The organism is Pseudomonas sp. stari2, from assembly GCF_040760005.1.
Lineage (GTDB): Bacteria > Pseudomonadota > Gammaproteobacteria > Pseudomonadales > Pseudomonadaceae > Aquipseudomonas.
This window is the reverse complement of sequence record NZ_CP099760.1, coordinates 5,953,104-5,965,315: the sequence shown is the minus strand read 5'-3', so window position 1 is coordinate 5,965,315 and position 12,212 is coordinate 5,953,104. Positions and strand designations below refer to the sequence as shown.

Genomic DNA, 12,212 nt, shown 5'->3' with positions numbered 1-12,212 from the left:
TAGCGCGTTGCCCGTCAGGCTCAAGCCAATCAGCGCCGTTGCAGCAGACCGCGTAAGGCGAGTGCGGCCGGCACACCCAGACCGATCCAGCTCAACCCGTCCCAGATCCCGTCGCCCAGCAGCGCGGCAAACAACCCCGCCGCACTGAGCAGCGCGATCACCAGCGGCGTACTGAAGACTTTCCAGAAATTCGACTGACGCGGTTTCATGCCGAAGCCTCCGCCGTTTCCAGCACCGGTTTTGCGGCCTTGCGCCGCACCACCCACAAATACACGCCGCTGCCGAGGACGATGATGGTCAGCCCATCGAGGGTGGCCCAGAGGATTTTCATCGGCATGCCGCCATAGTCGCCAAAGTGCAGCGGCTGCGACATGCCCATGGCGTCCATGTACCACGGCCGTTCTGCGACCGCCGTGACTTGCAGGGTGCTGGCGTCGATCAGCACTGGCGTCAGCAGGTGCGAAGTCAGGTGGGTGCCGCCCTTCATGAACACCGAGTAATGGTGCTCGCTGGAAAATCGCGTGCCTGGGAAGGCGATGAAGTCAGGTTTCATCCCCGGTGCGACTTCGCCGGCGATATCGAGCAGGCGGGTGGCCGGGGCGAGGTGAGTCAGCGGCGGTGCATCGCGGTAGGGCGCGATCATGGCGTTGAGCGAATCGTTGCGCCACGCCGCGATGATCAGATCGGCACAGGCGCTGATCACCCCGGTGACACCCACCACCAGCGCCCAGGTCAGGGTCACCACGCCGATCAGGTTGTGCAGGTCGAGCCAGCGCAGACGGGTGGATTTGTCCCGGCGCACGGTACCGAAGTCCAGACGCCGCATGAACGGCAGGTACAACACTGTTCCGGATATGATCGCCACCACAAACAGCACACCCATGAACGCCAGCAGCAACTTGCCCGGCAGACCGGCAAACATGTCGACGTGCAGACGCAGGATGAACAGCATCAGGCCGCCATTGGCCGACGGTGTTTCCAGGGCTTCGCCGGTGCGCGCGTCGAGCATGAAGGTGTGCGAGGAATTCGGCTCGGTGCCGGCGGTCTTTGCCATGATTGTCAGCACTGTGTTCGGCTCGTCGTCTTCGAAACCGAAGTACTGCACGAATTCACCGGGGCGATGGGCCTCGGCGGCTTGCACCAGTTGCGCCAGATTCAGGTGCGGCGTGTCGGCCGGCATCTCGCGCACCACCGGGGCGTCACCGAGCAAGTGCTCGATCTCGTGATGGAAAATCAGCGGCAGGCCGGTCAGGGCGAGCAGCAGCAAAAACACGGTGCAGATCAGGCTGGTCCAGGTGTGGACGAAGGACCAGCGACGAATTGTTTTACTTTTCATTTCATGACCTTCAAAAACACCAAAGCCGTCCACGAGGGACGGCCTGGTTGCAGGGCCTGTTTCAGCTCACGCGTTTACCACTTGTAGGTGGCACTGGCGACGACGCTGCGTTGGTCGCCGTAGTAGCAGTAGAAGCTGTCGCAGGTGGAAATGTAGTCCTTGTCGAACAGGTTGGTCGCGTTGAGTGCCAGCGATGCGCCCTTCAAGCTGTTGTCCAGGCGACCGAGGTCGTAATGCACGCTGGCATCGAACACGGTGTAGGCGTCAGCCTTGCCCAGCCAGGTGTTGGCCTTGTCGCCGTAGGTGTTGCCGGTGTAGCGCACGCCGCCGCCGATACCGAAGCCGTCGAGCACGCCGCTGTGCCAGGTGTAATCGGTCCACAGCGAGGCTTGCTGGTTCGGCATCAGTTGCAGTCGGTTGCCCTTGTCGACGCCGTTCTGCACTTCGGACTTGGCCAGGGTGTAGGCCGCGATGACTTTCAGGTTGTCGGTGACATCGGAAGTGGCTTCGAGCTCCAGGCCTTTGACTTTCACTTCGCCGGTCTGGCTGGTGATCGATACGCCGTTGACGAAGGAGCTTACCGAGACGTTTTTCTGGGTCAGGTCATACACCGCGGCGGACAGCAGGGTCTTGCTGCCTGGCGGTTGGTACTTGATGCCCAGCTCCCACTGCTTGCCTTCGGTCGGCTTGAGCGATTCCGTGGAGGAGGCGTCGGCGCCACTGGTGGGCTGGAAGGATTCGGCATAGGAAATGTACGGCACGAAACCCGAGTCGAACACGTAGCTCAGTGCCGCGTTGCCGCTGAAGGCCTTGTCGCGGTCGGTGTTGGTCGCGTCGGCCTTGTTGATGAACCTGGTACCGGTGTGCACCCAGTCTTCACGACCACCGAGGGTCAGGCGCCATTGGTCGAGGGCCATCTGATCCTGCACGTACAGACCGGTCTGGTAGGTCTTCTGCTCGTAGTCGTAGAAGGCGGTGGAGCGCGCCGGACGCACGATCGGCTGACCGTAGATCGGGTTGAGCACATTGGTGGTCAGGCCGTCACCGAAGATCGAGGTGTAGTTGTTGTTGCTGCGCTGGTGATCCAGACCCAGTAGCAGGGTGTGGCGGATGTCGCCGGTAGCAAAGTCAGCCTGGAAGTTGTTGTCCACGGCGAACTGGCTGATGTCCTCATTGACACTGGTGCTGGTGCGGCCGACGTTGCCGGCGTTGTCCACTTGGGTGTACGGATACGAACCCGGGGTCAGGCTCTGGAACGACAGCTCCGACTTGGTGTAGCGCAGATTCTGCTTGAACTGCCACACATCGTTCAGCCGATGTTCGAAGGCATAACCGAGCGCGTAGTAGGTGCGGTCGTAATATTCCCAGTCCGGATCGCCGAGGTTCTTGTGATGGGAAACCTTGCCGAACGGCATGTCGATCTTGGTGCCCTGCACCGGCAGGAACTGGCTGGTGATGCCGGTATCGTCGCGGGTGAACTGGGTCAGCAGGGTGAATTTGGTGTCGTCGTCGATGTTCCAGGTCAGGCTCGGCGCGATGTTGTAGCGCTTGTTGTCGACGTGATCGACCTGCGTGCCACTGTCACGTACCACGCCGCTGAGGCCGTAGAGGAACTGTCCGGCGTCGTCGATCTTGCCGGTGCTGGCGAAGTTGATCTGCCGGTGGTTGTCGCTGCCGTATTGCAACTGGATTTCGCTGCTCTGCACATCGCTTGGGCGACGGCTGACCATGTCCAGCAGGCCGCCCGGCGGGGTCTGGCCGTAAACCGACGAGGCCGGGCCGCGCAGCAGGGCGAGGCGGTCGAGGTTCCAGGTTTCCTGTTTCGGGTTGGCGTACACGCCTTTTGGCAGCGGCAGGCCATCAAGGAATTGAGTCGGTTCGAAGCCACGCACGCGCAGCCAGTCGGCGCGGGTGTCGCTGCCATAGCTGCTGGCGGTGATGCCTGGCATGTAGCGCACGGCGTCATCGAGGCTGTGCACGCTGCGGTCGTCCATCTGCTGGCGGGTGGCGACGGAGATCGAACGGGGCGCTTCGACCAGCGCGGTGTCGGTCTTGGTGCCGGCGGCAGTGCGGGTGGCGGTGTAGCCTTCGACCGGGCCCCAGGCGCTTTCAGTGTTTTCCACACCGATTACCGAAGTCTCCGGCAGGGCCATCACCCCTTCCGGCACGGCGACCAGGGTGTACGTGCCGGTGCTGCTTTGTTCCAGTTGCAGGCCGGTGCCACGCAGGGCAGCGCTCAGTGCGCCCGCCGCGTCATATTGGCCGTTGACCGGAGCCGAGGTCTTGCCGGCTGCCAGCGAAGGATTCAGCGACAGCGTGAGCCCGCCCTGGCTGGCGATCTGGTTCAGGGTGGTGGACAGCGGCGCCGCCGGCAGGTTGTAGGCGCGAACGCTCGACGCCTGTTCAGCGGCGATCAGTTGGCTGCTGGCCAGCGGGGTGCAGAGGGCAATGGCAACCGCCAGCAAACTGGGGCGCAACAAGGTGTCTAGCGAACGGGACATACGGCGGCTCCTGAATGGAAATATTTCTCAATTGCTTGGGTGCCGGACGAGATTCGAAAAGTGATAGGGCTGGATGAAAATAATTTCGATTAACGAACGACATCGCTGCACAAGTCAGCAGAAAGTCCGTTTTCATGGGGGGGCGAGCAGGTAACGCGGTGTATCAGGGCTTCGGATCAGCCTTGGCCACGGTGACCCACCACGGCGTGTGCTGCTCGATCTGCACCGGCAGGGTCGGGAGCAGGGCGCTCAACGCCTTGTCGGTATCGTGCAGCGGGAAACTGCCGGTGATGCGCAGGTCGGCGACTTCCGGCGTAATGCCCAGATGGCCGCGACGATAGCGGCCGAGTTCGTGCACCAGGTCTTCCAGACGCGCGTTGTCCACCACCAGCATGCCGCGGGTCCAGGCATCGGCGCCGGGGTTGAGCGCGACGACCGCGTCCAACCCGTTGTCGCGGATCAGCACTTGCTGGCCTTCGCGCAGGATCTGTTCCTGCGGATCGGATTGCGGATGCGCCGCGACGGCCGACTGCAGCACGCTCAGGCGCGTGCCCTGTTCTTCGCGCTTGACGAGAAACCGAGTGCCCAGCGCACGCATTCGGCCTTCGCGGGTTTCGACGATGAACGGTCGTGCATCGCCGTGACCGGTTTCGATGAGGATTTCACCTTCCTGCAACACGATCAGCCGCTGCTCGTCATCGAACCGCACATCTACGGCGCTGTGAGTGTTGAGATTGATCACGGTGCCGTCCGCCAGCCGTACGGTGCGTTGTTCACCGGTAGCCGTGCGCTGGTCGGCGAGCCAGTAATCCAGCGGCAGATAGTGTTCTGCGGCAAACAGCGACAGGCCGACCACCGCGACAACACTGGCCAGACCGCTGCCGAGTTTGCGCACCCGGCGACGGATACCTTCGCGCGATTGCAGCAACGCGCTGCGGGCCGGGCCGCTGGCTACGCTGAAACGCTGGTCTAGCATGCCCAACTGGCGCCAGGCCCGGGCGTGTTCTTCGTTGGCAGCGTGCCATTTGGCGAACTCTTCGCGCTCCAGTGGCGTGCTGGAATCGAGGGTCAATTGCCAGGCAATTGCCGCGTCCAGCACGTGAGCCGGCACCGGTCTGGAACTGGCCGGATTCATGTCGGCTCACCGTACAGGGCGATGTAGCACTGGCGGATACCCTGGGCCAGATACTGACGTACGCGCGGCACCGACACGCCGAGTTTGTCGGCGATCTCGGCATGGGTCAGGCCGTCGAGACGGTTATAAAGGAAAGCGGCGCGAGCCTTGGTCGACAGTTGGCCGAGCAGGCGGTCGATGGCCTTGAGGTCTTCGAGGATCAATTGCTGCTCTTCAACCGAAGGCTGCTCGCCTTCGGGGATCAGCATCAACTCAGCGAGATAAGCCTGTTCCAGTGCCGCGCGACGGAAGTAGTCGAACAGCAGGCCTTTGGCGATCGCCACCAGAAAGGCCCGGGGCTCGCGGGGTGTCAGCAGTTCCTCGCGACCGAGCAGGCGCACGAAGGTGTCCTGGCTCAGGTCTTCGGCGCGTTGCGGGCAGGCCACGTTGCGCCGCAGCCAGGCCAGCAGCCAGCCGCGATGGTCGCGGTACAACGCACCGACGAGCTCACTGTGAGGGCTTTGGGCTGACGACACGAAGGCACCGACTGGGAAATGTTAACCAACGAGAATTGTTCGCGATTGTGGCAGAGGTGGGAATGGTTAGCAATTGGCCACCGGTCGGGTTGTCGGGAGACAACCCGGGACTCAGAATGAATGCGTCTGCTGGCGGCGCTTCCACTGGCTCAGGCGTTGCTGCAAATTCAATGGACTGTGAATCTGCTGCTGCCGTGCCCGGCTGAACAGAATCAACGCCAGTTCCGCCGTGGCCAGTGCGTCGGCGCTGGCGTGGTGGCGCTCGAACACTTCGAGCTTGAACCAGTTGATCCACTCGTCCAGACCCGCTTCGCGAATATGCGCTTGCGGACAAACCAGCGGTGCAATATCGGCGACATCCAGAAACACTTGCTGCAACTTGTGCCCCAAATGTTCTTTCACCGCCCGGCCCAACATGTGCTGATCGAACGGCGCATGAAACGCCAGCACCGGACTGTCGCCAATAAACTCCAGAAGCTCGAGCAGCGCCTCGGCCGGCTCGCTGCCGGCGGCAATCGCATTCGGCCCCAGTCCGTGGATCAGCACGCTGGGGCTGAGTTTGAGTTCGCGACACTGCAGGGTGCGTTCGAACTGCTGGCTGAAGTCGATGGCGCCGTCCTCGATCACCACCGCGCCAATCGACACCACCCGATCCTTGTTCAGGTTCAGCCCGGTGGTTTCCAGATCCAGTACCACCCAACGCTGTTCGCGCAGGCTGCATTCGCTCAGTTCGCCGATCGCTGGCAGTTTCATCAGGCGTTGTCGCAGATTTTCCGGTAGAACGGGGCTGGCCGGACGCAGCCACGAAAACAGGCTCATAGCTGATACCGCAAGGTCAGGCTGCTTTGCAGGCGCTGAGCCTGGCGCAGGGATTCACGCAGGATGCGCCGGTCCAGATGATTGAGGCTGTCGGGATCGACACGATTGGAGTACGGCAGGTTTTCCCGGGTCTGCAGTTGATGCTGCTGCATGCGCGTCTGCTGGATGAAGTGGTAAGCCTCTTCGTACGCGGCGCCATCCAGTCGATCGATGACTTCTTTCTCCACCAACTGGCGGAAGCGTTCGAGGGTGTTGTTGGCGTCGATACCGTTGGCCAGCGCCAGCAAACGTGCACCGTCGACAAAGGGTGTCAGGCCCTGGATCTTCAGGTCCAGCGTGGCTTTCTCGCCGTTCTTTTTCGTCAGCACGAACTCACGGAAACGCCCCACCGGCGGGCGGTTGCGCAAGGCGTTCTCGGCCATCATCCGCTGGAACAGACGATTGTCTCCGACCTGATCGAGAATCCCTCGGCGCAGTTGCTCGCAACCCTGTTCATCGCCCCAGACCACCCGCAGGTCGAAATAGATGCTTGAGCCCAGCAGGTTCTCCGGCGTCGCCTCACGGATAAATGCGGCAAAGCGCCGGGCCCACTCGGCACGGGACAGGCACAGCTGCGGATTGCCGGCCATGACGTTGCCTTTGCACAGGGTGAAGCCGCACTGCGCCAAGCTGTTATTGATCTGCTGGGCGATGGGCAGCAACTTGCCGCGAATCTCTGCCGCATGGGCCGCATCCCGCGCGTCGAACAGAATGCCGTTGTCCTGATCGGTGTGCAGGGTCTGCTCGCGCCGGCCTTCGCTGCCGAAGCACAGCCAACTGAACGGCACACCGGGGTCGCCTTTCTCGGCGAGGGTCAGCTCGATCACCCGGCACACGGTGTGATCGTTGAGCAGGGTGATGATGTGGGTGATTTGGGTTGAAGACGCGCCGTGGGCCAGCATGCGCTCCACCAATTGGCCGATCTCGCCGCGCAGGGTCACCAGTTGTTCAACCCGCTGGGCGCTGCGGATGGTTCGCGCCAGGTGCACCAGATCGACCCGTTGCAGCGAAAACAGATCCCGTTCGGAAACCACGCCGCACAATCGCTGATCCTTGACCAGGCAGACGTGGGCGATGTGCCGCTCGGTCATAGCGATTGCTGCGTCGAAGGCGCTGTGATCCGGCGACAGATAGAACGGCGAGGGCGTCATGTGGCGTTCGATTGGTTCGCTGAAGTCACCAACTCCTTCCGCCACTACATGGCGCAGGTCACGCAGGGTGAAAATCCCCAGCGGCGCCTTGTGTTCATCCACCGCGACAATGCTGCCGACCTGTTGCTCGTGCATCAGCTTCACCGCTTCGCGCAACGGAGTGGTCGGGCTGCACGTCACCGGATGGCGCATGGCCAATTCGCCGAGGCGGGTGTTCAGCGAATACTGGGTGCCGAGAGTCTCCACGGCTTTCTGCTGGACCTGCTGGTTGACTTGATCGAGCAGGCTGCTGACCCCGCGCAAGGCGAAATCGCGGAAGGTGTTGGAGAGGGCGAAAAGCTTGATGAACGCCAGTTTGTTCAGTTGCAGGCAGAAGGTGTCCTCGCCGGCCAGGTGTTCGGTGCGTGTCGCCCGTTCGCCGAGCAGCGCGGCGAGGGGGAAGCACTCGCCGGTGGTGATTTCAAAGGTGGTTTCGGTACCGCCCTTGGCCGTGTGCGGACGCTCGCCGACCACCCGGCCCTGCTTGACGATGTAGAAGTGTTCGACCGGCCCGTCGGCGGGTTTGATGATGCTTTCGCCCTGACCGTAAAAGCGCAGTTGGCACTGCTCCACCAGATAGGCCAGGTGGGCGTGTTCCATCTGATTGAAAGGGGGGAAGCGCTGGAGGAATTGCAACGTGCCCTGAATGTTTTGCAACACCGCGGTTTTCCCTGCCTGGGTGAAGGCGTCCGCTTTACTCATAACCATTACCGCAGTCTTTTTCGAATTGTTGTTATTGGATCGTTGCAGCCATGGTCGACCCCGGCGCGCGGGGTGCCCATTGGACGTAAGTCTAGGTTTGGCGTGCCGTTGGGTAGTTTTCGGATATGCCCTACACAAACAGTCGGAAATTCTCGGGTTCGCCCCTTGGAAAAAAATCCGACGAAGTGCACATTGAAGCTCTGCCCAGCGATGTCTGACCACTGTGCCAGGGGATCGATTTTGAAAACGTAGAGAACGCCATGTCCGACCACGATATTTTGAGCGACGCCGAGCGGGAAGCGCTCAGCGCCGTCATGCTGGAACCCGACCTGCCGCCGCAGCGGGTACTGATCGTTGATGACGACAAGGACGCCCGCGAGTTGCTGTCGGAGATCCTCGGGCTGGATGGCATTCGTTGCATGACGGCGGCCAGCGGCGAATCCGCGCTGAAGATGATCGAGGAAAAACCTTCCATCGGGCTGGTGATCACCGATCTGCGGATGGGCAATGTCGGTGGGCTGGACCTGATTCGTCATGTGCGCGAGTCGGTACGGGCGGCGATGCCGATCATCATTGTGTCGGGTGATGCGGACGTGAAGGATGCGATTGCGGCGATGCATTTGAGCGTGGTGGACTTTCTGCTCAAGCCGATTGATACCGCCAAATTGCTCGGTCTCGTCAGACATGAGCTGGGCATCGAACCTTAGCCAATCCGGCGCAAACAAAAAAAGCCCTGATCGAAAGATCAGGGCTTTTTCATGTCCGGCATCAGCGCAGGTTACAGGCCGTTGGCAGCCTTGAACTCGCGACGACGACGGTGCAGGACCGGCTCGGTGTAGCCGTTCGGCTGCTTGGTGCCTTCGATCACCAGTTCGACCGCCGCCTGGAAGGCGATGTTGCTGTCGAAGTTCGGGGCCAGTGGACGGTACAGCGGGTCGTTGGCGTTCTGACGGTCCACCACCGGCGCCATGCGCTTGAGGCTTTCCATCACTTGCGCTTCGGTCACGATGCCGTGGCGCAGCCAGTTGGCGATGTGCTGGCTGGAGATACGCAGCGTTGCACGGTCTTCCATCAGGCCGACGTCGTTGATGTCCGGCACTTTCGAGCAACCCACGCCCTGGTCGATCCAGCGCACCACGTAACCGAGAATGCCCTGGGCGTTGTTGTCCAGTTCGTTCTTGATCTGCTCCGGTGTCCAGGTCGGGTTGACCGCCAGCGGGATGGTCAGGATGTCATCGACCGAAGCGCGGGCGCGTTTGGCCAACTCGGCCTGACGGGCGAACACGTCGACCTTGTGGTAGTGCAGCGCATGTAGCGCAGCGGCGGTCGGCGACGGAACCCAGGCAGTGTTGGCGCCGGCCAGCGGGTGAGCGATTTTCTGTTCGAGCATCGCTGCCATCAGATCGGGCATCGCCCACATGCCTTTACCGATTTGTGCACGACCTTGCAGGCCGGTACTCAGACCGATATCGACGTTCCAGTTCTCATAGGCGCCGATCCACTTCTCGGCCTTCATGTCGGCCTTGCGCACCATCGGGCCGGCTTCCATGGAGGTGTGGATTTCGTCGCCGGTGCGGTCGAGGAAGCCGGTGTTGATGAACACCACACGCTCGCTGGCGGCCTGGATGCAGGCCTTGAGGTTGACCGTGGTGCGGCGCTCCTCGTCCATGATCCCGACTTTCAGGGTGTTGCGCTTGAGGCCCAGCACGTCTTCGATGCGACCGAACAGCTCGTTGGTGAACGCCGCTTCTTCCGGGCCGTGCATCTTTGGTTTAACGATGTAGACGGAACCGGTACGGGTGTTCTTGCGCGAGGTATTGCCGCTCAGGTTGTGCATCGCCGCGAGGCAAGTCACCAGACCGTCGAGGATGCCTTCCGGCACTTCGTTGCCGTGCTTGTCGAGAATCGCGTCGATGGTCATCAGGTGACCGACGTTGCGCACGAACAACAGCGAGCGGCCGTGCAGGGTCAGTTCGCTGCCGTCGACCTTGGTATAGGTGCGGTCCGGGTTCATGGTGCGGGTGAACGTCTGGCCGCCCTTGTAAACGGATTCCGCGAGGTCGCCCTTCATCAGGCCCAGCCAGTTGCGGTAGATCACAACCTTGTCGTCGGCATCGACGGCAGCCACGGAGTCTTCGCAGTCCATGATGGTGGTCAGTGCCGCTTCCATCAGGATGTCTTTGACGCCGGCAGCATCGGTCTGGCCGACCGGGGTGCTGGCGTCGATCTGGATTTCGAAATGCAGACCGTTGTTCTTCAGCAGGATCGCGATCGGCGCATTGGCGTCGCCCTGAAAACCGATCAGTTGCGCATCATTGCGCAGGCCGCTGCTGCTGCCGCCCTTGAGGGTGACGACCAGTTTGCCATCAGCGATCTTGTAGCCGGTGGAATCGACGTGAGAGCCAGCCGCCAGTGGCGCTGCTTCGTCGAGGAACGCACGGGCGAAGGCGATGACTTTGTCGCCACGCACCTTGTTGTAGCCTTTGCCTTTTTCCGCGCCGCCGGCTTCGCTGATGGCGTCGGTGCCATACAGGGCGTCGTACAGCGAGCCCCAGCGGGCGTTCGAGGCGTTGAGGGCGAAGCGGGCGTTCATCACCGGAACCACGAGTTGCGGGCCGGCGGTACGGGCGATTTCGTCATCGACGTTTTGCGTCGTTGCCTGGAAATCAGCCGCTTCTGGCAGCAGATAACCGATCTCTTGCAGGAAGGCTTTATAGGCCACGGCGTCGTGCGGCTGACCGGCACGGGTCTGGTGCCAGCCATCGATACGGGCCTGGAAGTCATCGCGTTTGGCGAGTAGGGCTTTGTTCTTCGGCGCCAGGTCGTGAATGACCTTGTCGGCACCTTCCCAGAATTTGTCGGCGGTGAGACCGGTACCGGGAATGGCTTCGTTGTTCACGAAGTCGAACAGGACTTTGGCGACCTGCAGGCCACCGACTTGAACGTGTTCAGTCATTGCTTGCCTCACTCTGCTCAGCTATTTCGCTTTTCAGCTCTTCAATTTAACAATGAAGCCTCTGGCCATTTAAACCACAAACCCCTCGACCAGTACATGCCATCGCTGGCGGCTGGGCTGGGACCAATCAACGGCTTGGGGGCCTTGCTGACGGGGCTTTCAGGGTTGCGAACGTGCCTTGGGCAGACATCGATCCAACGTTATGTAGTGCGCGCTGCGGCATACTACATGATGCATTGCGGTTGTGAAAATCAGACTAATTACGTCGTTCTGCGACCCCATGACGCATTGCGGTCACGGCGCGGAACGGGATGTTCTCAAAAAACCATTGGATTGTTCCAGCTAAATATAAAAAGTTGTACACGATTTGTGATCTCGAGCGTCTGAGGCGTCTGTCGAACGCTTGCCTATACTTGCTTTTCTATAACAAAAGTCATGACAAGAGGGCTGCGCCATGGATCACCTCGTACTCACCGTCTTCGCGCCGGACAAGCCGGGTCAGGTCGAGCGCATCGCCCAATGCATCGCCGAACACGGCGGCAACTGGCTGGAAAGCCGCATGTCGCGGATGGCCGGGCAGTTCGCCGGGATTTTGCGGGTCGGCGTGCCAGCAGAGGCTTACGACGAATTAGTCGATGCCTTACAAGCGCTGTCGACGCAGGGCATTCGTGTGCTGGTGGCCGAAAGCGGGATTGAACAGGCGTGCACCTGGAAACCTATCGCCATGGAACTGGTGGGCAACGACCGGCCGGGCATCGTGCGTGACATCACCCGGCTGCTGAGCGAGCAGGGCGTCAATCTCGAACGGCTGGTGACCGAAGTACGCCCGGCGCCGATGAGCAGCGAGCCGCTGTTCCACGCCGAGGCGATCCTGGCGGTGCCACTGACCCTGTCGCTGGATGTGCTGCAATCGCGCCTGGAAACCCTGGCCGATGACTTGATGGTGGAATTGGTGCTGCGCACCGATCTGTGAAGACGGATCGGGTTATCCAGTTTAAACGTGCACCTGCCTGTGGATA

10 protein-coding genes are annotated in these 12,212 nt (G+C 61.4%); 2 read left to right on the top strand and 8 right to left on the bottom strand.

The window, feature by feature from the left end; all coding sequences use genetic code 11:
• Nucleotides 1–29 precede the first annotated feature (29 nt).
• The 7 genes from NH234_RS27405 to NH234_RS27375 form a co-directional block, all read right to left on the bottom strand.
• Nucleotides 30–209, bottom strand: coding sequence for a hypothetical protein (locus NH234_RS27405; RefSeq protein WP_085709174.1), 180 nt, complete (start codon nucleotides 207–209; stop codon nucleotides 30–32).
• Entirely contained in the window at nucleotides 206–1,336 is a 1,131-nt protein-coding gene (locus NH234_RS27400) for a PepSY domain-containing protein (protein WP_085731666.1), read from the bottom strand. Before NH234_RS27400 ends, NH234_RS27405 begins: the two co-directional genes overlap by 4 nt.
• A gap of 74 nt (nucleotides 1,337–1,410) precedes the next feature.
• The gene (locus NH234_RS27395; RefSeq protein ID WP_085731667.1) at nucleotides 1,411–3,837 is read right to left on the bottom strand and encodes a TonB-dependent siderophore receptor; all 2,427 of its coding nucleotides are present in this window, start codon (nucleotides 3,835–3,837) and stop codon (nucleotides 1,411–1,413) included.
• Between the two features lie 163 nt (nucleotides 3,838–4,000).
• Nucleotides 4,001–4,972, bottom strand: a complete 972-nt coding sequence (locus NH234_RS27390) for a FecR domain-containing protein (RefSeq protein WP_085731668.1) — start codon at nucleotides 4,970–4,972, stop codon at nucleotides 4,001–4,003.
• Nucleotides 4,969–5,487 (bottom strand): RNA polymerase sigma factor, encoded by a 519-nt coding sequence (locus NH234_RS27385; RefSeq protein ID WP_085731669.1) that lies wholly within the window; start codon nucleotides 5,485–5,487, stop codon nucleotides 4,969–4,971. Before NH234_RS27385 ends, NH234_RS27390 begins: the two co-directional genes overlap by 4 nt.
• Before the next feature lie 111 nt (nucleotides 5,488–5,598).
• Nucleotides 5,599–6,306 carry a PolC-type DNA polymerase III gene (locus tag NH234_RS27380; protein ID WP_085731670.1) on the bottom strand — a complete coding sequence of 236 codons (708 nt, stop codon included), beginning with the start codon at nucleotides 6,304–6,306 and terminating at the stop codon, nucleotides 5,599–5,601.
• Nucleotides 6,303–8,243 (bottom strand): putative nucleotidyltransferase substrate binding domain-containing protein, encoded by a 1,941-nt coding sequence (locus NH234_RS27375; RefSeq protein ID WP_085731671.1) that lies wholly within the window; start codon nucleotides 8,241–8,243, stop codon nucleotides 6,303–6,305. The genes NH234_RS27380 and NH234_RS27375 overlap by 4 nt, the downstream gene beginning before the upstream one ends.
• A gap of 254 nt (nucleotides 8,244–8,497) precedes the next feature.
• Between NH234_RS27375 and NH234_RS27370 the strand changes: the two genes are divergently transcribed.
• Nucleotides 8,498–8,944 (top strand): response regulator, encoded by a 447-nt coding sequence (locus tag NH234_RS27370; protein ID WP_085731672.1) that lies wholly within the window; start codon nucleotides 8,498–8,500, stop codon nucleotides 8,942–8,944.
• A gap of 71 nt (nucleotides 8,945–9,015) precedes the next feature.
• Here NH234_RS27370 and NH234_RS27365 read toward each other — a convergent pair whose 3' ends face one another.
• A complete protein-coding gene (locus NH234_RS27365) occupies nucleotides 9,016–11,193 on the bottom strand; it encodes a malate synthase G (RefSeq protein ID WP_367254940.1) in 2,178 nt (725 codons plus the stop codon).
• A 454-nt stretch (nucleotides 11,194–11,647) separates the two neighbouring features.
• On the opposite strand from NH234_RS27365, the gene NH234_RS27360 reads away from it, so the two are divergent.
• Nucleotides 11,648–12,166, top strand: coding sequence for a glycine cleavage system protein R (locus tag NH234_RS27360; protein ID WP_085731674.1), 519 nt, complete (start codon nucleotides 11,648–11,650; stop codon nucleotides 12,164–12,166).
• Nucleotides 12,167–12,212: the final 46 nt, after the last annotated feature.

What these genes read in the sequence shown, in the direction of transcription:
- NH234_RS27375 (WP_085731671.1), bottom strand. Translation starts at nt 8,243, where the DNA reads ATGGTTATGAGTAAAGCGGACGCCTTCACCCAGGCAGGGAAAACCGCG.
- NH234_RS27360 (WP_085731674.1), top strand. Translation starts at nt 11,648, where the DNA reads ATGGATCACCTCGTACTCACCGTCTTCGCGCCGGACAAGCCGGGTCAG.
- NH234_RS27395 (WP_085731667.1), bottom strand. Translation starts at nt 3,837, where the DNA reads ATGTCCCGTTCGCTAGACACCTTGTTGCGCCCCAGTTTGCTGGCGGTT.
- NH234_RS27370 (WP_085731672.1), top strand. Translation starts at nt 8,498, where the DNA reads ATGTCCGACCACGATATTTTGAGCGACGCCGAGCGGGAAGCGCTCAGC.
- NH234_RS27365 (WP_367254940.1), bottom strand. Translation starts at nt 11,193, where the DNA reads ATGACTGAACACGTTCAAGTCGGTGGCCTGCAGGTCGCCAAAGTCCTG.
- NH234_RS27400 (WP_085731666.1), bottom strand. Translation starts at nt 1,336, where the DNA reads ATGAAAAGTAAAACAATTCGTCGCTGGTCCTTCGTCCACACCTGGACC.
- NH234_RS27390 (WP_085731668.1), bottom strand. Translation starts at nt 4,972, where the DNA reads ATGAATCCGGCCAGTTCCAGACCGGTGCCGGCTCACGTGCTGGACGCG.
- NH234_RS27380 (WP_085731670.1), bottom strand. Translation starts at nt 6,306, where the DNA reads ATGAGCCTGTTTTCGTGGCTGCGTCCGGCCAGCCCCGTTCTACCGGAA.
- NH234_RS27405 (WP_085709174.1), bottom strand. Translation starts at nt 209, where the DNA reads ATGAAACCGCGTCAGTCGAATTTCTGGAAAGTCTTCAGTACGCCGCTG.